At 46.2% G+C, this 20,982-nt stretch carries 21 protein-coding genes and 1 riboswitch; of the genes, 2 read left to right on the top strand and 19 right to left on the bottom strand.

What is annotated here, in order from left to right; all coding sequences use genetic code 11:
* Nucleotides 1-14: 14 nt before the first annotated feature.
* Nucleotides 15-377: an Asp23/Gls24 family envelope stress response protein gene (locus QNH15_RS10915; RefSeq protein ID WP_061969356.1), complete on the bottom strand. Its 363-nt coding sequence runs from the start codon at nucleotides 375-377 to the stop codon at nucleotides 15-17.
* 233 nt (nucleotides 378-610) lie between these two features.
* Here QNH15_RS10915 and rpmB point away from each other — a divergent pair, with 233 nt between their 5' ends.
* Nucleotides 611-799: a 50S ribosomal protein L28 gene (gene rpmB / locus QNH15_RS10910; RefSeq protein ID WP_061969354.1), complete on the top strand. Its 189-nt coding sequence runs from the start codon at nucleotides 611-613 to the stop codon at nucleotides 797-799.
* A 130-nt stretch (nucleotides 800-929) separates the two neighbouring features.
* On the opposite strand, the gene spoVM is transcribed toward rpmB, so the two are convergent.
* From spoVM to QNH15_RS10825, 17 genes are all read right to left on the bottom strand, one after another.
* The gene (spoVM, locus tag QNH15_RS10905; RefSeq protein ID WP_061969353.1) at nucleotides 930-1,010 is read right to left on the bottom strand and encodes a stage V sporulation protein SpoVM; all 81 of its coding nucleotides are present in this window, start codon (nucleotides 1,008-1,010) and stop codon (nucleotides 930-932) included.
* A gap of 98 nt (nucleotides 1,011-1,108) precedes the next feature.
* On the bottom strand, nucleotides 1,109-1,750 hold the full coding sequence (locus QNH15_RS10900; protein WP_283894642.1) for a thiamine diphosphokinase: 642 nt from the start codon (nucleotides 1,748-1,750) through the stop codon (nucleotides 1,109-1,111).
* Nucleotides 1,747-2,319: an energy-coupled thiamine transporter ThiT gene (thiT, locus tag QNH15_RS10895; protein WP_283894641.1), complete on the bottom strand. Its 573-nt coding sequence runs from the start codon at nucleotides 2,317-2,319 to the stop codon at nucleotides 1,747-1,749. Before thiT ends, QNH15_RS10900 begins: the two co-directional genes overlap by 4 nt.
* A 74-nt stretch (nucleotides 2,320-2,393) precedes the next feature.
* A riboswitch (TPP riboswitch) is annotated at nucleotides 2,394-2,501 on the bottom strand.
* A 25-nt stretch (nucleotides 2,502-2,526) separates the two neighbouring features.
* The gene (gene rpe / locus QNH15_RS10890) at nucleotides 2,527-3,174 is read right to left on the bottom strand and encodes a ribulose-phosphate 3-epimerase (protein ID WP_283894640.1); all 648 of its coding nucleotides are present in this window, start codon (nucleotides 3,172-3,174) and stop codon (nucleotides 2,527-2,529) included.
* A gap of 1 nt (nucleotide 3,175) precedes the next feature.
* On the bottom strand, nucleotides 3,176-4,069 hold the full coding sequence (gene rsgA, locus QNH15_RS10885; RefSeq protein WP_283894639.1) for a ribosome small subunit-dependent GTPase A: 894 nt from the start codon (nucleotides 4,067-4,069) through the stop codon (nucleotides 3,176-3,178).
* A complete protein-coding gene (gene pknB / locus QNH15_RS10880; protein WP_283894637.1) occupies nucleotides 4,062-6,101 on the bottom strand; it encodes a Stk1 family PASTA domain-containing Ser/Thr kinase in 2,040 nt (679 codons plus the stop codon). The genes rsgA and pknB overlap by 8 nt, the downstream gene beginning before the upstream one ends.
* Nucleotide 6,102: 1 nt before the next feature.
* Entirely contained in the window at nucleotides 6,103-6,867 is a 765-nt protein-coding gene (locus QNH15_RS10875) for a Stp1/IreP family PP2C-type Ser/Thr phosphatase (protein ID WP_283894636.1), read from the bottom strand.
* A gap of 6 nt (nucleotides 6,868-6,873) precedes the next feature.
* Nucleotides 6,874-7,959 (bottom strand): dual-specificity RNA methyltransferase RlmN, encoded by a 1,086-nt coding sequence (rlmN, locus tag QNH15_RS10870; protein ID WP_283894635.1) that lies wholly within the window; start codon nucleotides 7,957-7,959, stop codon nucleotides 6,874-6,876.
* Nucleotides 7,953-9,326: a 16S rRNA (cytosine(967)-C(5))-methyltransferase RsmB gene (gene rsmB / locus QNH15_RS10865; protein ID WP_283894633.1), complete on the bottom strand. Its 1,374-nt coding sequence runs from the start codon at nucleotides 9,324-9,326 to the stop codon at nucleotides 7,953-7,955. The genes rlmN and rsmB overlap by 7 nt, the downstream gene beginning before the upstream one ends.
* Nucleotides 9,323-10,258, bottom strand: a complete 936-nt coding sequence (fmt, locus tag QNH15_RS10860) for a methionyl-tRNA formyltransferase (protein ID WP_283894631.1) — start codon at nucleotides 10,256-10,258, stop codon at nucleotides 9,323-9,325. Before fmt ends, rsmB begins: the two co-directional genes overlap by 4 nt.
* A 9-nt stretch (nucleotides 10,259-10,267) precedes the next feature.
* A complete protein-coding gene (gene def, locus QNH15_RS10855) occupies nucleotides 10,268-10,741 on the bottom strand; it encodes a peptide deformylase (protein ID WP_283894629.1) in 474 nt (157 codons plus the stop codon).
* 24 nt (nucleotides 10,742-10,765) lie between these two features.
* Nucleotides 10,766-13,183, bottom strand: a complete 2,418-nt coding sequence (priA, locus tag QNH15_RS10850) for a primosomal protein N' (RefSeq protein WP_283894628.1) — start codon at nucleotides 13,181-13,183, stop codon at nucleotides 10,766-10,768.
* Complete coding sequence (coaBC, locus tag QNH15_RS10845; protein WP_283894627.1) at nucleotides 13,180-14,394, bottom strand: bifunctional phosphopantothenoylcysteine decarboxylase/phosphopantothenate--cysteine ligase CoaBC; 1,215 nt, start codon at nucleotides 14,392-14,394, stop codon at nucleotides 13,180-13,182. The genes priA and coaBC overlap by 4 nt, the downstream gene beginning before the upstream one ends.
* 109 nt (nucleotides 14,395-14,503) lie before the next feature.
* The gene (rpoZ, locus tag QNH15_RS10840) at nucleotides 14,504-14,707 is read right to left on the bottom strand and encodes a DNA-directed RNA polymerase subunit omega (RefSeq protein ID WP_283894625.1); all 204 of its coding nucleotides are present in this window, start codon (nucleotides 14,705-14,707) and stop codon (nucleotides 14,504-14,506) included.
* Nucleotides 14,708-14,709: 2 nt separating this feature from the next.
* A complete protein-coding gene (gmk, locus tag QNH15_RS10835; RefSeq protein WP_283894623.1) occupies nucleotides 14,710-15,324 on the bottom strand; it encodes a guanylate kinase in 615 nt (204 codons plus the stop codon).
* 12 nt (nucleotides 15,325-15,336) lie between these two features.
* Nucleotides 15,337-15,600 carry an extracellular matrix/biofilm regulator RemA gene (gene remA / locus QNH15_RS10830; RefSeq protein WP_061971570.1) on the bottom strand — a complete coding sequence of 88 codons (264 nt, stop codon included), beginning with the start codon at nucleotides 15,598-15,600 and terminating at the stop codon, nucleotides 15,337-15,339.
* 223 nt (nucleotides 15,601-15,823) lie between these two features.
* The gene (locus tag QNH15_RS10825; RefSeq protein ID WP_283894622.1) at nucleotides 15,824-18,490 is read right to left on the bottom strand and encodes a calcium-translocating P-type ATPase, SERCA-type; all 2,667 of its coding nucleotides are present in this window, start codon (nucleotides 18,488-18,490) and stop codon (nucleotides 15,824-15,826) included.
* Nucleotides 18,491-18,585: 95 nt separating this feature from the next.
* Between QNH15_RS10825 and QNH15_RS10820 the strand changes: the two genes are divergently transcribed.
* Nucleotides 18,586-20,289, top strand: coding sequence for an Rqc2 family fibronectin-binding protein (locus QNH15_RS10820; RefSeq protein ID WP_283894621.1), 1,704 nt, complete (start codon nucleotides 18,586-18,588; stop codon nucleotides 20,287-20,289).
* 20 nt (nucleotides 20,290-20,309) lie between these two features.
* Here the strand turns inward: QNH15_RS10820 and QNH15_RS10815 are convergent, their stop codons facing one another.
* The gene (locus tag QNH15_RS10815; protein ID WP_283895529.1) at nucleotides 20,310-20,957 is read right to left on the bottom strand and encodes a class I SAM-dependent methyltransferase; all 648 of its coding nucleotides are present in this window, start codon (nucleotides 20,955-20,957) and stop codon (nucleotides 20,310-20,312) included.
* Nucleotides 20,958-20,982 lie beyond the last annotated feature (25 nt).

Here is a 20,982-nt window from a genome sequence, read left to right as displayed (position 1 = left end):
AACTTTCCTCCTAACTAAGGGGTTGTAACCCTGACACCTTGAACAAAGATGTTAACCGAATCCACAGACAGACCCAGCATTTGATCAAGTGTATACTTCACTTTGGTTTGAACATTATGGGCTACTTCTGAAATCTTCGTTCCGTAGCTTACGATAATATACATATCAATATGTACTTCTTCTTCTTCCTGTCGAACCACAATTCCCCGAGAGAAGTTGTCACGCCCTAAAAGCTCGGTAATGCCATCCTTAAGCTGCTTTCTTGACGCCATGCCAATAATTCCGTAACAGTCAATTGCGGCTCCTCCAGCAATGGTTGCGATGACTTCCGTAGAAATGTCAATCTGGCCGTATTTGTTCTTCATTTCAATGGACATGATGAATCCCCCTTTTTATGAATCAATTATGGCTAACCCTCATTTTACTATATAACTAAGTTTTTTAAAAGGACATCTCCATTTGACAATAGCATCAAAGTTATGTCAAGCATTTTTACTTGAAATGCATAAATTCATTTGTTGCTTTTCTTTAGTGGTCATGCTACTATAGGTTAGTATTTAACATACGACTGATATGATACAGTTTTACTGTTATAAAGGAGGTACACAATATGTCACGCAAATGCTACGTTACTGGAAAAGGCCCTAAAACAGGAAACAAGCGTTCACACGCCTTGAACAAAACCAAAAAGAGCTGGGGAGTTAACGTTCAAAAAGTCCGCATTTTGGTTGACGGCAAGCCGAAACGTGTATATGTTTCTGCACGTGCCCTTAAATCCGGAAAAATTGAACGTGTGTAAATGCTCATAAAACAACGGGTTCCCCGTTGTTTTTTATTTTGCAAAAAAAAGGAAAGGCACCCTCTTTGACAGGGTGCCTTTCCTTTTTTAATAAATGTTGTACATAAAATAAGGTGCCGGTCGTCCTCTTTTATCCTTTTCTAAACGAACCTAAAACCGCACGTACAAATCCTCCTAAAAACCTAGGCAGTTTAATGGTGTAAAATTTCATCATACCCCTCCTCCAGGCCCTTAAAAAATAAGACATTCCTTGTAAATATATTCATCATATAAAAAATAGTACCATGCGGCCTGACGTTAAAGATTAATTTAATCATGGCTCTTTATGAACATTAATATGCCGCCAGAGAAGGAATAAGTACCATTTTTATTTACAAGCTCATTGGATATGCAAAGGGTGGAACCCATTGGCAAATATTGCTGTTTCAATGGGTATTTAAATCCGGAAAGCGAGAGGCCATTCACCGGCCCGTTAAAGGGAAGAAAGGAATGATAGGGGTACTCCGGTTCATTCACGGCCTCATATGTCCCGGGTGCTTTCAGGCTGATTGAATTTTGACTGTCGCGGATCTCGATCGGCACACTCTGTTCAAGGCCCAAAAGCAGAAGCTGGATATTGGCCAGTTCATGATCGAGCCTGCCGCCAGTCGCACCAAGCAATATGATTCCCTCCGGCTGTTCGGCAACCGCCCATTCGAGGGCCAGTTCCAGGTCGGTTTTGTCCTTTTCTCTGTCATATTCAAATAACGGGAGTTCATAAGAGGACATCCATTCCCTTTCCCTGCTGTCCAGTGAGTCAAAGTCACCAAAGGCATAATGAGGCTTGATGCCTTTTTTCAGCAGATGGTACACGCCACGATCAACTCCTACCCAGACGGAGTCATTTACAGGAAAACAAGAAAAGTCCGGATGCTTCTCTTCCGGACCTCCTGCTACAATGATGATATTCATGCTGCCTGTGTTACTCCGCGGCCCGTGTGATGAAGAAGGCGAGGCGCGGTTTTCGTTAAGAAAAGGAACGCCGCAATGGTGATAAGAGCAACCGGAATCATGTAGGAAACATTATAGATTACTGAATACACAAAAGGATTCATTCCTTTCGGAGCGTATGCTGCAAAGAAAATGACACCGGAAACCACGTGAGAAGCAAGACGGAGCACGCTTCCAAACAAGATTCCAGCCACAATGGCTGACATTCTTCTTTTTGGCGAAGATACGGCATTGACTCTGAAAACTCCTGCAAAACCAGCAAGCAAAAAGGCCAGCGGATAATCAAGAATCAAGGAAGCCGGATGAATGCCCGCTGTTCCGTCAATCAGCATTTTGACCATTCCTACGATCAGGCCTGTGGCGACCCCCCCGGATACTCCTCTGCGGAACGCCATTAGAAAAATCGGCAGCATTTCCAGAGAAACCGATCCCCCATAGGCCCAAATCCCTTTAAATTGTACAAAGCTTAAAATGATGGCCAGTGCGGACATCATTGCGATTTCGGTTAAAAACCCAATCCGTTTTGTCATATTGTTCTCCCCCTAACATGGTTAAGAAAAGAAAAAAGCAACCGGCATGTGAATGACGGTTGCTTTTTAATGAAACAACAGCGACTCCACATTCCTACGCAAGCATGATCTTGCTTCAGGTTCTAAGGGTCGGGAACTTACTCCCCTCTCAGCCCCTGTATGGGACTCCCCCTGTGGTTACTTCTCTCAGTTCTTTATACCCATCTATTATACACCACGAATGGCCTGAATTGCACCTTTTATGTCCTTTTTCCCATAAATGGCCGATCCCGCAACAAGGACAGTCGCTCCCGCTTTTTCACAAAGGCGTGCGGTCTCTGCATTTACGCCCCCGTCAACCTCGATCTCGACATCAAGACCCTTTTCGTCGATCAGTGTTCTGAGTTCCTTGATTTTTGATAAAGATTCTTGGATAAAAGACTGTCCTCCAAAGCCCGGATTGACCGACATGATTAAAACAAGGTCCAATTCAGGAAGAACATGCTTAATCGTATCGATCGGAGTGGCAGGGTTCAGTACAACCCCCGCTTTTTTTCCATGCTCTTTAATCAGCTGGATGGTCCGGTGCAGATGGGGGCACGCTTCTACATGAACCGTAATGATGTCGGCTCCTGCCTCTGCAAAATTAGGAATATATTGATCCGGATTTTCAATCATCAAATGGACATCAAATGTCAGATCTGTGAACGGGCGTATCGCGTTTACCACAAGCGGGCCCATCGTAATGTTTGGTACAAAATGACCGTCCATCACATCTATATGGATGTAATCGGCCCCGCTCTCATCAGCTGCCCTGACTTCTTCGCCCAGCTTCGAAAAGTCAGCGGAAAGTATGGATGGCGCAACTTTTATCATGTTAGTACCTCCGTTTTTGTTCCTTGATTTCCTGTAAAAATTCCAAGTAGTGGTCATAGCGGAAGCGAGGAATATCCCCTTCTTCCACGGCTTCTTTTACCGCACATTTCGGCTCCGAGCTGTGTGTGCAGCCCCGAAACTTGCAATCCGATACTCTTTCTTTCATCTCCGGAAAATTATAAGAGAGCTCTTCGGTTTCGATTTCAACAAAATCCAGCGAACTGAATCCCGGTGTATCGGCAATCAGTCCTTCACCATATGGAAGGAGTTCTACATGCCTGGTCGTATGCTTTCCCCTGCCCAAATGGTCGGATATATCATTGGTCTCCAGCATAAGCTCAGGCATCAGTGCATTCAATAGAGACGACTTTCCAACTCCCGACTGTCCGGCAAACACACTGGTTTTGCCTTTAAAAATGGGTTTGATGGCTTCCATTCCAGCGAGCGACATGGCAGAGGTTGGAAGGACATCATATCCCAGCTTGCGGTAGGCTGTGATATAATTTTCAATCTCCTGCTGGTACTCGTTACTCTCGATCAAATCCATCTTTGTAATGCATATAACCGGCTGTATGCCATTATCCTCGATGTGGACAAGAAAACGGTCGAGCAACGCTGTTGAAAATTCGGGCCGCACCGCAGAAAACACTAAAATAGCCTGATCGACATTCGAGATGGGCGGCCGGTTCAATTCATTCTTTCTCTCTTTTACATCGAGTATATACCCATCCGTAGGGTTGGTAGATTCAAACACAACCCAGTCCCCCACCACAGGAGTAATTTTTTTCTTTCTGAAATTCCCCCGTCCTCTGCATTGAAAGACCTCGTCATTGAAAAGCACATAATAAAAACCAGCGACTGATTTTATAATTCTTCCTTCAGTCTTATTATTCATTATTCTCTCCTTTGAAATTTCCTTCCTTTGCATCTTTATAGTTAAATGTTTTGGCCGCTTGCTCTTTTCCGTTTAAATATACCGTATAGGACGCATCCTTTTCTGGTGAAACCGTGAGCGGCACCATATATTCTTTCGTTTTCGAAATTTGTTCTTCCACAAATACAGCATTATCCTTTTTGGCATCACTGTAAACAATTCTTACCTGAAATTGTTGGTCCTCATCTTCTTTGGACACTTCCACGGTAATTTTGTTGTTAAACGTGATTTCCTGGTCCTGTGGTTCTTCGCCCGAATCTGGCTTTTCCGGTTTATCTTCCGGCTTTTCTTCTGGCTTCTCTTCAGGCGGTTTAGGTTCAGGCTTCTTTCCCTTGGAAATGACGACATTTACTGTTGATCCCTTTTTTACAGTGGTATACGGAGAAGGCTTTTGTGAAATGACTTTTCCTTCCTCGACCGAATCCGAATATTCTTCTGAGAAATCAACATTTAGTCCTTCCTGGGAGATGTAATTTTGCACATCTTCTTTGGATGAATTCGCCAAATTTTCAAGCTGAACGGTTGGCGGCCCTGTGCTTACCCGAAGGATGACCTGAATTTCACTCGGATTGACCTTTTCGCCTTTTTCGGGACTCTGGGATACTACTTCCCCTTCTGGTGTTTCTTCTGACTCTACTGGTATCGTTTCAATATTTTTCGTATTATATCCTTTTTCATTCAGCAAATCTCTTGCTTCTTCTTCCTTCATGCCAGTCAAATCTTCCATGTCTACCTTTTTAAATCCTTTAGAGACATAGAGCGTGACCGTGCTCCCCTCTTTTACCATGGACTGGGCTTCAGGGTCCTGTTTGATGATTTTGCCTTGTTCAACTTCATCGTCATACAGGTCTTTGCGCTCCACTTTAAGTTTCAGGTTAACAAGCTTGTCATAGCCGTCGGCGTAGTCTTTATGAACTACATTGGGGACTGACACGTCTTTAACTTTAAACATCCCTGGCATGACAAAAGCGGCAACCCCCGCAACAGCAAGCAAAAGTATAAGAATGAGCAGAATCATTCGCCACTTTTTCTTCTTTTTCTTTGGTGCCGGAGGCTGATCCGGTTTAGGCTCAGGTTCTTTTGCTTCCGCCTCTTTTGTCATGGAAACCGGAGCCATAATCCTTGTCGCATCGGCAGATTCATCAAAATCACTCCACCGGTCCTCATTCAGCCGGTGAGGTGACAACGCCGTGTCAAGGTCATCCATCATCTCAAGGGCACTGTCATACCGGTAGACCGGGTTTTTGGTCAGGGCTTTAAGGATAATGTTTTCCACGCTTTGCGGAATTTCCGGATTAATTTTCCTCGGTTCCGGAACATCTTCCTGCAAATGTTTTAATGCGACAGATACAGGCGACTCTCCAGTAAACGGGACTCGGCCGGTCAGCATTTCAAATAGTACGACTCCCAGTGAATAAATATCCGATTTTGCGTTGGCTACGCCTCCGCGGGCCTGTTCGGGTGAAAAATAGTGAACCGAGCCCAAAACCGAATTGGTGTGTGTGATGGTCGCCGATGTGATGGCAAGTGCGATGCCAAAATCGGTAACTTTGGCCACTCCGTTTTCATCAATGAGAATATTATGTGGTTTAATGTCTCTGTGAATGATTCCATGTTCATGGGCAGCTACCATACCCGAAGCGATCTGCTTAATAATCTGGATGGACTCCTCCACAGACAGCCGCCCTTTTTCACGTATATATTGCTTTAACGTTTTCCCCTTTACGTACTCCATCACAATGAAATAGACATTGTTTTCTTCACCCACATCAAAGATGCTCACAATATGGGGGTGATCCAGGCTGGTTGCAGCTTCTGCCTCTCTTTTAAACCGCTTGATAAACTCCTCGTCGTCCGAAAACTCCGATCGAAGGATTTTCACGGCCACATCACGGTCCAAAATAAGATCTTTGGCCCGGTAAACAATGGCCATTCCGCCATCTCCTATGACTTCGAGCAGTTTATAGCGGCCGCTGATTCGTTTGCCAATCATGCTAATTTACTCCCTTTTGCTGTTCATCGGGAGGGTAACGGACAAGCCCAATCGTAATATTGTCTTCTCCTCCGGCTTCATTTGCCAGGTTTACGAGGCGGTCCGCTTTTTGATCCAGCGAGAGGCTGTCATCACTTACAATGGATTCCATCATATCCCGGGATACTTTATTCGATAATCCGTCCGAACATAGAAGCACAAGGTCGCCTTCGCCCCATGAAATGGTCTGGATATCCACCTCAATGACATCGTCTGTTCCCAATGCCCGGAGGATGACGTTTTTTCTGGGATGGTTTTCTGCTTCCGTTTCGGACAACTGTCCTGAACGGACGAGTTCATTGACAAGCGTATGGTCCTCCGTTTTTTGAATAAGCTTGTTTTCGGAAAAATAATAAACACGGCTGTCGCCTATATGTAATATCGTTAAATAAGAAGGGGTGCACAGCGTTCCGACAAGAGTCGTACCCATTCCATTGCAATCGGCATTGCTGTTGGCATACTGAAAAAGCTCTAAATTCGTATTGGTTACCGTCTTTAAAAGCCATTCTTCTGCTTTTACCGGGGTTTCAATTTCATCTTCTGATATCGAATTCCACGCCTTTTCAAAAAGCTGAATCGTTTTGGAACTTGCCACATCTCCGGCCTTATGGCCACCCATCCCATCGGCAATAAGGGCAAGAAAGTGTTCACCTTTTGTGAACACTCCCCCGCTGTCTTCATTATGCTGACGAACTTTACCTGTATCTGTCTTAAATGCGTACTGCAAAATACGTCACCTCGTCTCTTCCTGACGCTCCTTTGCCCGTAACTGCCCGCAAGCTGCGTCAATATCATGCCCCTGCTCTCTTCGAAGAGTCGCATTGACACCACGTTTTTTTAAGGTTTCCAAAAACTTAAAGATCTGGTTCTTTGGCGTGCGGACATAATCACGCTCCGGTACATAATTCACTGGAATCAAGTTTACATGGCATTTTACACTTTTAATGAGGTCTGCCAGTTCCTCGGCATGTTCTACCTGGTCATTCACGCCGCCGAATAATCCATATTCAAATGAAACCCTGCGTCCGGTTTTTTTAATGTAATAACGGATGGAATCCATGAGCTCATTCATCGGATACATCCGGTTCACAGGCATGAGTTTGCTTCTGATTTCCGTATTTGGAGCATGGAGTGACACCGCAAAATTGATCTGCATGCCTTCATCGGCAAATTTATAAATATAAGGCACGATTCCACTCGTTGAAACCGTAATATGACGGGCTCCGATATTGAGGCCCTTATCATGGTTGACGACTTTCAAAAATTTAATAAGGCCGTCATAGTTATCAAAAGGTTCTCCGATTCCCATGATGACAATCGAACTTACCCGCTCCTCTGTGGCATCAAGGGCACGCTGCACCTGAAGCACCTGGGAGACAATTTCACCAGCCAGCAGGTTCCGTTTTAACCCGCCGAGCGTTGACGCACAGAACGTACATCCCAGACGACAGCCTACCTGTGTGGTCACACAGACGCTGTTGCCATAATCATGGCGCATCAAAACAGTTTCGATGGAATAGCCATCCTGCAGCTCAAACAAAAATTTGATTGTGCCATCGGAGGATTCCTGGCGGGCCACTTCTTTCATCGGATGAATATGATAGGTTTCTTCCAATTTCTCACGAAGCCCTTTTGGCAGGTTTGTCATTTCTTCAAAGCTTGTTACCCGTTTCTCATAAAGCCAATTGTATATCTGTGCTGCCCGGAATTTCGGTTCTTTAATTTCAGATAGCCAGTTTTCCAGATCACTTAACTCAAGTGAAAAGATGGACGGCATAATCGCCGGGTTCTGCTGTTTTTCACTTAACGGTTTTAACATTGGGTTTCACCACCAGTTGTAGTCTTTTTCTTAAAGCATGCAAGGTAAAAACCATCACTGTTAAAATATTGAGGAAGGATCTGTACTTGGGCTTGTGCAGGCATCACAAATGGTTTTAATGGTTCAGGCAGCCTCTCACTGAACTGGCTGTCCCATTCAAAATCCGGATGCTTATCCAGGAACGCTTCGGCAATCTCATGATTTTCCTCTTTATCGACGGTACATGTACTGTAAAGCAAAGTCCCGCCTGGTTTTAACAGTTTTGCTACTTTAGCTAAAATTTGCTGCTGTATCTCAGCAATTCGATGTATATCTTCTTCTTTTTTGGACCATTTAATGTCCGGTTTTTTCCGGATGACACCAAATCCGCTGCACGGTGCATCCACGAGTATTCTGTCAAACGAGCAGGAAGCAAATTTTTCTCCTGCTTTACGGCTGTCCAGCGCCTCTGTTGCTATGTTGCCCAAATGAAGGCGCCTCGCCTGCTCGTCAACCAGTTTTACCTTGTGCGGATGGAGGTCAAGCGCCGTCACCGCGCCCGTATTGTTTAACAGTTCGGCGATATGCGTTGTTTTTCCTCCAGGAGCCGCACAGGCATCCAGTATTTTTTCACCTGGCAACGGACCAAGCGCCCGTGCCACAAGCATTGAGCTTTCGTCTTGTATTGTAACATATCCTTCCTTAAATAAAGAAGAATGTGAAAGGCCGCCTTTATTTATCCGGACGGCATCAGGAGAAAGTTCCCCCTTGCTTCCCGCAATGCCTTCCTTTTCAAGGGACTTAAGCACCTGGTCACGGTTCGTCTTCATCACATTGACTCTTCCTGTAACAGGAGATGGCTTTGTATTGGCCATACACATTTTCTCTGTTTCATGAAGTCCGTATTGTTCAATCCACCGGTGAACAAGCCACTGGGGCATGCTGTATTGAAGGGACAGCCGTTCCTCATCGTTTTCAATGACTGAGATATCTCTTGTTCCCTCCCGCTGTATTTTTCTCAATACACCGTTAACCATGCCAGAGATCCCTTTATGGCCCCGCGCTTTTGCGATTTCCACGGCTTCATTGATAATGGCATGATCCGGAATCCGGTCAAGATACACCATCTGATACAGGGACATGCGGAGAAGAACAAGCACCCATTTGTCCAGTTTTTGAAGGCCTTTTGCGACAAAAGGCGCCAATAGATAATCCAGCGTGTTTTTCCGTTGAACGGTTCCGTATACCAGTTCGGTTAAAAGGCCTGTATCCTGCTGACTCAGTTTTGCTTTCTGGATCGACTGGTTGAGCAAAAGATTGCTGTAAGCCTGGTTCTGTTCAATCTTTAACAGCACATCCACTGCTGTATTCCTCACATTTTGTTTCAAGCGTCTTCACCCAGCCTTATCCCGGGCTGAAGCTTAGCACCCTGTAAAAACTGGGTGGCAGCCATGCGTTTTTTTCCGGCAGGCTGCAGGTCAGTAATGAGTATCCCTGTGGAATTCCCGGTGTTGACAACGAACCCTTCTTTGTTCGTTTCAAGAACTGTACCGGGTTCAGCTTCTGCACCTGTTCTTACTTTTTTTCCCCACCATACTTTCAAGGGTTGTCCGTTTAGTTTCGTAAAGGCGACCGGCCAGGGATGCATGCCCCTGATCTGGTTGTAAATGGCTTCACCGCTTTTGGACCAGTCAATCTCTTCCTGCTCTCTTGAAATATTATAAGCATACGTTACTTTTGATTCGTCCTGCTTGATGGGTCTCAGTCTGCCCTCAATCAAATCAGGCAATGTTTTGGAAAGCAGCTCTGCACCGGCAATGCTTAATTTTCGGAACATGCTATCCACATGGTCCTCTTCTTCGATCGGAACCTTGACCTGTGTCAGGATATCTCCTGCGTCAAGCTTATCGACCATGTACATAATGGTAACACCGGTTTCTGTTTTTCCATCAATGATACTTTGGTGAATCGGTGCTCCACCGCGGTATTCAGGCAAAAGCGAAGCATGGACATTAACACAGCCGTATTGAGGTGCCTGCAAAATTTCAGAAGGAAGAATTTGTCCATAAGCAGCCGTAACAATCAAGTCCGGCTTATACTCTAGTACTTCTTCATATTCAGCTCTCAGTTTTTTCGGCTGCAGCACGGGGATTCCGTGTTTCATGGCCTCTTCTTTTACCGGAGTCGGCTTAATTTCTTTTTTTCTGCCTTGAGGCTTGTCCGGCTGCGTTACCACTGCGGCAACCTCATAGCCATCTTCTACAAGTCTTCTTAAAACACCGACCGAAAAATCCGGGGTTCCCATAAAAACAATTTTCATTTGTAACTCCTACCTTTCAAACTCTCCAGGTTCGTAGTACGAACTGACCTTGGAGGTGAACAATATGCCGTTCAGGTGGTCAATTTCATGCTGCAAGGCGCGCGCAAGAAAGTCTTCCGCCACTATGGTAAATGTTCTTCCGTTTCTGTCCTGTGCCCGTACGGTTACTTTTTTGGATCGTTTCACATCACCGAAGATACCGGGAAAGCTAAGACAGCCTTCCGGTCCATCCTGTTCGCCTTCGCCATGCTCGATGATTGGGTTCACCAATTCTATCTTGCCGGTTTCATCACCTACATCTACAACAGCAACCCGCAGATCGATACCAATCTGAGGTGCGGCAAGCCCAACACCTTCTGCTTCATACATGGTGTCGAACATATCGTCGATCAGCTGGTGAAGTTCATGATGAAAAGATGTGACTGGTTCACAATTTTTTTCAAGAATTGCATCAGGGTAGCAGACAATCTCCCTAACTCCCATCTTCTTTCTCTCCTTCTGTACAACTTACATTATATTTTGGGCATTCATATCCACCGAGATCTGGAGGCCGTTGGCGTCCATTTCAGGCTGAAAATGCTGAAGTAATTCAGAGATCATTTCGCTCAATCCAGGTTCATTTTTGTATTTTATCATGACCTGGTAGCGATATCTATCTTTGATGCGGGCGATCGGCGATACGACCGGCCCAAGAATGATAGTTCCCCGTGAAACCCTCTGTGAAAGGTAGGATGCTGATTTCTCACTCGCATCCACCACCTTCATCAATTCCGGATGCGAGAAGGACAGCAGCGTCAAATAATAATAAGGGGGATATTTATGGTCCCTTCTGATTTTCATCTCATCGTCATAAAATGCAAGATAATCGTGCTGAGAGGCAAGATCAATGCTGTAATGACCGATCGTATAGCTCTGGACCACCACTTCTCCGGTTAACTCATGCCTGCCGGCTCTTCCGCTCACCTGGGTCAGAAGCTGAAAGGTTTTTTCGGACGCTCTGAAATCCGGAAGATGAAGCATCGTATCCGCGGCAAGAACACCGACAAGCGTAACTTTTGGAAAATCCAATCCCTTGGCGATCATTTGTGTGCCCAGCAAGATATCTGCCTTTCCCTGTCCGAATTCATTCAGCAACCTCTCATGGCTTCCTTTCCTTCCTGTTGTGTCAACATCCATCCGGATCACCCTGGCCTCCGGGAGAAGTCTGGCAAGCTCTTCTTCCACCTTTTGTGTACCGGTACCGAAAAAGCGGATGTATTGGCTCTCGCACATCGGACAGCGCGAAGGCATCGGCTCCTGATGCCCGCAATAATGGCATTTCAGCAAATGCTGCCGCTTATGGTACGTTAGCGAGATATCGCAATGCGGACACTCACCAACATAGCCGCAGTCACGGCACAGAATAAATGATGAATAGCCTCTGCGGTTTAAAAAGAGTACCGCCTGCTCCTTCCGGCTGAGCACTTCCTTGAGCTTGGTGAACAAATCCCGTGAAAACATGGAGCGGTTACCGGCACGCAGCTCCTCTCTCATATCAACAACCGACACGGATGGGAGTTCACGCTGATTGACCCTGTCGCTCAATTCACAAAGGGTGTAAACCCCTTTTTGTGCTCTGGCATACGATTCAAGCGAAGGAGTCGCACTTCCCAGTATGACAGGACACCGGTGGTATTCTCCCCGATGAACGGCTACCTCTCTGGCGTGATAGCGGGGATTTTCCTCCTGCTTATAACTGGATTCATGCTCCTCGTCTATTATGATCAAACCGAGGTTTTCAAAAGGGGCAAACACTGCGGAACGGGCTCCGACAACTACAGATACCTCTTTCCGTTGAATTTTCCGCCATTCATCATATTTTTCTCCCGCGGACAAGGCGCTATGCAGCACAGCAACGCGCGAGCCAAATCGTGCTTTAAACCGGTTAACCATCTGAGGTGTCAACGATATTTCAGGAACAAGGACAATCGCCTCCTGCCCTTTTTTTATCACCTTGTCGATGGATTGAAGATAAATTTCTGTTTTGCCGCTTCCTGTTACACCGTGAATCAAAATTGTTTCATGCCGTTCTTCCTCAAGTGCTGACAATACCGGCCGGATACATTGCTCCTGCTGCATGGTAAGCGGCAGTGGCTCCGTTGGCTTGATATCCCGGTTGGCATATGGATCACGGTAAATTTCTTTTTCGATTGTTTGTACATACCCTTTTTGTTCCAGCGACTGTATCGCCGAACGTGTGGTCTCCAGGATCTCAAGCAGATCCCTTTGCACGACCGGTTCCCCGGACTCCAGTAAAAACGAAAGGATTTCGCGTTGTTTTACCGCCTGTTTGGAAAGGGACGCCATGTGTTCCAGGATCTCTTCTTTCGTTCCTGAGGCCTGCACAAGCTTGATTTTTTTCTTGGTAACCTTATCTGCCATCTGATAGATGACTTCCAGATGATTTTTTTGAACCAACCGCTGAAACAAGCCAAGCGGTGTGGGTGTGACCTTCAACAAATCCTCCATGGGTATGCGGTCACGATGCCTGAACCACTCCGCTGCCCCGGCTGGCAAATCTTCCAAAGAAATGCCATCCACCATTTTGAATTCTTTATTATAGGTCGCTTTCAACGCAGCAGGGATCATCGCCTGATAGGCGGTAATCAAAAAGCACAACGTCTTTTGGGAAACCCACTGGCCGAGCTGTAAAAGCTCCTCTGTTAATACGGGTACAGGATCAAGCAGTTCATTGATTTTTTTCAGCTTTTTTACGGATGGCTCGTCAGCCAGTCCCATGACAAACCCCTGAAGCTTACGGGGGCCAAACGGAACAGAAACCCTCATTCCCGGTTTTACCGTATCCTCCAGCTCTTGGGGAACAAGGTAATCGAAGGTGCGGTTCACATTGCTGGCCGGCACATCCACGATCACTTTGGCTATCATAAAGCCATCAATTCCATCGCCTGAAGAAGCACTTCCTCGGCAACTTTTTCTTTCGACTGCAGCGGATATTCAATCGATGACCCATCCTTCTTATAAATAATGACTCGGTTGGTGTCCACACTAAACCCTGCGTCTTCCTGTGCCACGTTGTTGGCGACAATCATATCGAGATTTTTACGCTTCAGCTTATCCAGTGCGTACTTTTCCAAATTGCCGGTTTCCGCGGCAAACCCTACAAGAATTTGCCGTTCCTTTTTCTGGCCGAGCACGGAAAGAATATCTGTTGTTTTTTCCATTTCCACCGACCAGTTTTCCTTGTTTTTCTTCATTTTTTCATCATATTTAATACGCGGGGTATAGTCGGCGACTGCTGCCGACTTAATGACAAGATCCTGCTCAGGATATTCCTTCATAACCGCCTGATACATATCCTCGGTGGATATGACTTCGATAACATGTACACCTGCCGGTTTTTCCAGAGCTGTCGGACCGCTTACCAGCGTTACAGAAGCACCCATTCTGGCTGCCGCTTCTGCAATGGCATACCCCATCTTTCCCGAAGAATAATTGGTAAAATAACGCACAGGGTCGACCTGTTCCCTTGTCGGGCCTGCGGTTACCAGCACATTTTTCCCCTGAAGAGGCAAATCTGCAACGGGTTCCGCTCCCGAAAAATGTTCCTCTATACAGGCGATGATTTCTTCGGGTTCGGCTAGCCTTCCTTTCCCGACATACCCGCAGGCAAGCAAGCCCTCCCCCGGCTCCACAAATCGATAGCCAAAGTCTGCAAGCTTTTGCATGTTTTGCAATACAGCCGGATGCTGATACATATGCACATTCATGGCCGGGGCAATCATTATGGGTGCCTGTGCAGCCAATAATGTCGTTGTGATCATATCATCTGCAATGCCATTGGCCAGCTTGCCAATGAAGTTGGCCGTTGCAGGTGCCACCACAACAAGATCTGCCCAGTCAGCAAGGTCAATATGGGCAACTACATGTGGATCGCGTTCTTCAAACGTGTCTGTGTATACTACATTTCTGGACAAGGTCTGCAGAGTCAGCGGGGTAATAAATTTTTGAGCGGAATCTGACATAATCACTTTGACATGAAACCCTTTTTGAAACAGTTGGCTCGCAATTGTCGCTGCCTTATAAGCCGCAATTCCGCCTGTCACACAAAGGAGTACATTTTTTTGAGATGGAGTCAAGGTTTGTTCCTCCCGTCTTTGTTTACATAATATATTTATAATCGATCTATTTGTTATTCTGCAAAAACTGAAAAAAATAACAACCTATTCTCATAGGTTGTTATTGTTCTCATTCCGAGTCAGTCTTTTTGGACGTTAGATAACCAGCGTAAATTTCTTCAAGCGCTTTTCCAACATATTTATGGGAAACCGGCTTTTCAACAATTCCGTTATTGCTTCTTTGGATCTCTCTTGCCCGTTTCGAAGAAAGAGTGACCAGTGAGTATTTTGAATCGATTATGTCCATGAGGGCATCAATTGAAGGATAAAGCATAGTTATTCATCTCCCAGTAATTTTTTATAGCGGTTCGTGACCCGGTCCACTTTACAGTGTTCGGACGTAATGATGGACTGGATCCTGCTGCAGGCACTGCTTATTTCATCATTGACTACCGAATAATCGTAGTGCTGCATCATTTCGATTTCTTCCCTTGCAACGGTCATCCGGTTGTTAATAAGGTCCTCGGTTTCTGTGCCCCTGCCCACAATGCGGCTTCGCAATTCTTCAAGGCTTGGCGGTGTCAGGAAGATAAATACACCCTCAGGGAACGTCTTTCTCACCTGCAGTGCCCCCTGGACTTCAATTTCCAAAATAACATCCCGGCCCTCATCAAGTGTCTGATTCACATACTCGATTGGTGTACCGTAAAAATTGCCAACATATTCTGCCCACTCAAGAAGCTCATTATTTTCAATCATGTGTTGAAATTCTTCTTTAGTTTTGAAAAAATAATCTACCCCGTGAACTTCTCCGGCGCGCGGAGTGCGGGTAGTCGCTGAAACCGAATATTGGATATCCAGTTTTTGCGCACGCAATGCTTTGCAAACAGTTCCCTTGCCGACACCGGAAGGTCCTGAGAGCACAAACAAAATGCCCCGTTCTGTATCCATACTTACCTCCACCTAATTTTCTTCCGTTCCCTCTTCAATTGAGAGCAGCCGCTGTGCCACTGTTTCAGGCTGGACAGCAGAAAGGACAACGTGATCACTGTCGGTAATGATAACTGCTCTCGTCCGCCTGCCGTAAGTGGCGTCAATAAGCATGTTTCCGTCCCTCGCCATCGTAATAAGGCGCTTGATCGGTGCTGATTCCGGACTGACAACGGATATGATTCGGTGTGCTGCAACAATGTTTCCATAACCAATATTTATTAACTTCATGTATATAACCGCTCCTAACGTTGGTAGTTCTATTCTAGCCAGAACGAGCAAGATCATAATCATTTATGTACAAATTAATTACATGTATGGATATGTCCGTACCCAGCACATTTATATCATTTTAACATATTCCTTCGTTATTCTAAACAATTTTAGCTTTGTATACAAGCCAGAACCAAAAAAAGTGATAAAAACAGGTTTACTGTTCTTATCACTTTCAGCTCTTTGCCTACAGTTTTTTGAAAGCTTGAAACCCTGTAAGGGCAAAAGTCGGTATGGCCGCCATTCCCATGACAAGAAGCCAATCACGGAACGACAGTGGTACCGTGTGAAAAATTCCCTGCAGCGGCCCGATATACATGACGACAAGAAGAAGGGCGACAGAGGACAGCACAGCCAGTACAAGGGCGATGTTGCCAAACGGATTCCGGTGAAGCACCGACCGCTCGCTCCGGCAGTCAAACACATGAATGAGCTGGGCCATAACGAGCGTACAAAAAGCCACGGTCTGGGCTTTCATAAGCTGATCGGGATGCTCGTTCAACGCCGTCCAAAATGCCAGTATGGTGACTGCGCCAATCATGAACCCACGGGAAATAATCTTCCAGCCCAAGCCCCTTGAAAAAATCCCTTCGTTTGGTTTTCTTGGCGCCCGCTTCATGACATTATCCTCCGCCGGATCAATGCCGAGTGCCATCGCAGGCAAGCCGTCTGTCACGAGATTGACCCAAAGGATCTGAATGGGAACGAGCGGCATTGGCATGGAAAGTATCATGGCAAACAGCATCACAAGAATTTCTCCGACATTGGAAGCCAGGAGGTAGCGGATGAACTTCCTGATATTTTCATAGATGTTTCTGCCTTCTTCGATCGCTGCCCGGATCGTTGCAAAATTGTCATCGCTCAACACAAGAGAGGATGCTTCTTTGGCCACGTCAGTTCCGGTGATTCCCATCGCGATGCCGATATTGGCAGATTTAATCGCAGGTGCATCATTTACTCCATCGCCGGTCATTGCCACAATGTGCCCTCTTTTTTGGAGTGCTTTCACGATTTTGAGCTTGTGTTCCGGAGAAACGCGGGCGTAAACATAAATATTTTCTGCTTCCCGGACGAGATCATCCTCAGACATGAGCGACAGTGCCGCACCGTCAACGACTTTTCCTCCGGAGGGAAGAATGTTAAGCTGTCTGGCAATGGCACTCGCCGTCACCGCGTGATCTCCTGTAATCATGACCGTCTTGATACCCGCCTCATGGCACCGTTCAATGCTCTCTTTCACTTCCTCTCTCGGCGGGTCAATCATTCCTTGCAGCCCGACAAATGTCAGATGATTTTCATAGGATGAACCGGACACGGGGCCGTCCTTGCCCAGGATCGGTTTATAAGCAACCGCGATGGTCCGGAGCGCCTGGCTGCCAAGGCCCATGATCGCTTCTTTAACCTGTTCGGTATGATTTTGTTTCAGTAGCTGGCGCCGGCCATCCCAAAGCACATAGTCACTTTTCTCGAGCAATACATCAGGTGCTCCTTTAGCGATTAAAAACGTTTCCCCGTTAGTATTCCTCACAATCACACTCATCATTTTTCTTGTGGAATCAAAGGGAACTTCGTCTATTATTTCAAGTGCATCGAGCATCGTTTCTTTGGCCAATCCGGCCTTGGCCGCACTGATCAGTAAAGCAGCTTCTGTTGGGTCACCCATGATTCTCCCGCTGTCCTGTAGCTCCGCGTTGTTGCAGATGACCCCGTATGAAAGCAGCTGAAGCAGCCCATCATGCTGATCCACTCTTGTTTTTTGTCCGTTTCTTAAAAAATCTCCTTCTGTATCATAGCCGCTTCCTGTTACGTTCCATGTTATACCCTCACTCCACAAATGAGTAACTGTCATCTTGTTTTGTGTAAGTGTACCGGTTTTATCCGAGCAGATTACCGTTGCGCAGCCCAATGTTTCCACGGATGGAAGCTTGCGGACAATGGCTCTCCGCTTGATCATTTTCTGTACGCCAAGGGCAAGCGCAATAGTGACGATGGCTGGCAAGCCTTCGGGAATAGCGGCAACGGCCAGTGATACTCCTGCAAGCACCATGCTGTATAAATCATGTCCTCTGTAAACACCGGTCAAGACAACCAGAACTGTCAGAAGCAGGGCAAGTCCGATCAAAACTTTTCCAAGCTGCTCGAGCTTCAATTGCAAAGGGGTGGCAAGCGCATCTGCATTTTGAATCAAATGGGCGATTTTCCCCATTTCCGTGTTCATGCCTGTTGCAATCACAATGCCTGTCCCGCTGCCGCGTGTAGCCATGGTGCCCATAAAAGCCATATTGCTTTGGTCGCCAAGCGCGAGACCGGTGCCCCGGATGGCTTCCGGTTTTTTTTGAACTGGAATAGACTCACCTGTCAGCGCCGATTCCTCAATATATAATCCTTTGGCTGAAATCATCCGGATGTCCGCACCCACCCTGTCTCCCGCTGACAATCTCACGAGATCTCCAGGCACCAGTTCTTTCGCCGAAATTGGGCTCCAACTGCCGTTCCTCATAACCATGGCGGAAGGTGCCGATAATTCCCGAAGAGCACTGAGCGACTTTTCCGCCTTCCGTTCCTGAATGAATCCCAAAATCCCGTTCATGATAACAATGAGGATAATCGCGATGGCATCCAAATACTCCCCAAGCAATCCGGAAAGGAGCGTGGCTGCCAGCAGCACAAGAACCATAAAATCTTTAAACTGAGCAAAGAAAACGAGAAGTGCGGACGGCTTTTTCCCTTCCTGCAACTGATTATAGCCTGCCGTCTTGAGCTTCTTCTGACTATCCTTTTCGCTCAGCCCGGTCTCCAGATTGCTCCCGGTCAACCGTTCAACCTCTTCCTTCGAAAGTTCATACCAATTCATTTCTCCACCTCTGCCTTGTAACGTATATAGCCATTTATATGCAGGCATGTCCGCAATAATGCTATACTATTATGGAGAGAAACAGAGGTGAGATTATGAGTTTTGACGGAATTGCAACACGCGCAGTTTCCCACGAAATCAAGAATAAACTTCAATCCGGTAAAATCACAAAAATCTATCAGCCTGATAAAACCGATTTGCTGTTTACCGTAAGAGCCGGCGGAAGAAATCATAAGCTGCTGGTCTCCGCCAATCCCTCCTTCAGCAGGGTTCAATTGACGGAACAATCCTATGACAATCCCGCCATCCCTCCTATGTTCTGCATGCTGCTTAGAAAGCATATGGAAGGATCAGTGATCGAATCGATCGAACAGGTGGATCTGGAACGGATTATTCATATTAAAGTAAAAAACAGGGACGAAATTGGTGATATCGCCTATAAAACACTCATTATTGAAATCATGGGCAGGCACAGCAACATCATTCTTGTAGATGACAAAACAGGATTGATTTCGGACTGCATCAAGCATATACCGCCTTCTCTGAACCGGTACCGCACTCTGCTGCCCGGGCAGAAATATATTGCCCCGCCCCCACAGGAAAAACATTCTCCTCTCACGGAAACATCCGAGGGTTTCACCCGGAAAATCCAGTGGAACGAAGGCAAAATTGACCGGCAGATCGTCCAGCTGTACAGCGGACTGTCCCCCCTTCTTGGCAAGGAAATCATTCACCGTGCGGGATTATCAACAAAAGAAGCTCTTTCCGATGCCTTTATCAAGATGATGGAGGAAGTGAATCACCACAACTACTCTCCGCAAATGGTTGTTTCACTGGGAAAAGAGTATTTTTCCGTGGTGGCCCTTACCCATCTGGATGGCGAGAAAAAGGAATTTTCATCCACAGGAGAGCTGCTCGACCGTTTTTATTATGGCAAAGCCGAGCGGGACAGAGTGAAACAACAGGCTGCCGATCTTGAAAAGCTTCTGCACAACGAATATAACAAGCTCGGCAAAAAGGTGAAGAAGCTCAACGCCTCGCTTGCGGATACCGAGAAAGCGGACAGGTTCAAGGTTCTGGGTGAACTGTTGACCGCCCATCTTTATATGGTAAAAAAAGGCCAAAAGGAGATTGAAGTCGCCAACTATTACGAAGAAGATCAGCCGATGATTACCATTCCGCTGGATCCGCAAAAAGGCCCGTCGGAAAATGCTCAACAGTATTTTAAAAAATATAACAAACTCAAAAGCTCTGTAGCTTATATTGAGGAGCAGTTGGAGAAGACGTATGAAGAGCTGGCCTATTTTGAAAGTCTGATCCAGCAAATGGAATCAGCCTCCGTAAGGGACGTGGCCGGCATTCGTGAGGAACTTGAGGAACAGGGATATGTTAGAAGAAGAAAAGTTCAAAAATCCAAAAAAAACGACAAGCCAGTCCTTGAAACCTATCAATCTTCGGATGGAACAACCATTCTTGTTGGCAAGAATAATAAGCAAAATGATTATTTGACATTTAAAGCCTCCCGCCAGAATGAAACATGGCTCCACACGAAGGATATTCCAGGATCCCATGTGGTCATAAAGGGTGAGGATGTAAGTGAGACGACTCTTCTTGAAGCTGCCGGACTCGCTGCTTATTTCAGCAAAGCCAAACATTCCGGTTCTGTCCCTGTTGATTACACGCTCATACGGCATGTGAAAAAGCCGTCAGGCGCCAAGCCGGGCTTTGTCATTTATGATCAGCAGCAAACGTTATATGTGACACCGGATCAGGATCAACTAATGAAATTAAAAAAATAGCCGGGAGCATAAGCTCCCGGCTATTTTTTTGCGATGGTGACGATAGCCAGACCGGCCAGCACTTCATGATGCTCCACATCAGAAAGGCCATTCTTCTCCAGGAGAGCAGTGAGCTCACGGGAGGAGTAACGGTGCCTTCTTGTTGATACATTGGCCCATTTCAGCATAGCTGTTTGTTCAAACCCGCTGATCTGGTGGTCTTTGCAATACTGGAACGCTTCTTTTTGGTTCATCTTTTCTGACGGATTCAGCATCCCGATCGTCCCACCGGACTTCAGAACACGAATCATTTCTTTGATTCCCAGTTCAGGTTCAGGAAGCAAAAACATGACACAGGTCGATAGCGTCAAATCGAAGGAGGCATCATCAAAGGGCAGATCACAGGCATCCCCCACCACAAATTCGCTCTTTTCGCTTCGATTGTGAAAAAAGAAATTCTGAATACTGGCTTTTACCATTTCGGAGGAAAGGTCGATTCCCGTCAGCTTGGCGGCTTCATCTGCTCCCCGGAGCAGCAGTCTTCCCGTTCCGCAGCCCACATCTAGCACGTTTTTTCTCTGCCAGGAACCTGTTTTTTCTTTAAGTGTATCGTGAACCCCTGAAAGCCACTCCGTTCTGGCCATACTGTCAAAAAAAGAGACCAGTTCATCAAATTCTTCCCCATTCATTTTTCTCAATCAGAAGCGCTCCTTC

Origin of the sequence: Fictibacillus enclensis (assembly GCF_030123385.1) — a bacterium.
In the GTDB taxonomy this organism is placed as follows: Bacteria; Bacillota; Bacilli; order Bacillales; family Fictibacillaceae; genus Fictibacillus_C; species Fictibacillus_C enclensis.
Note: the sequence above shows the minus strand (reverse complement) of the source record. Positions and strands in the feature narration are given on the sequence as shown.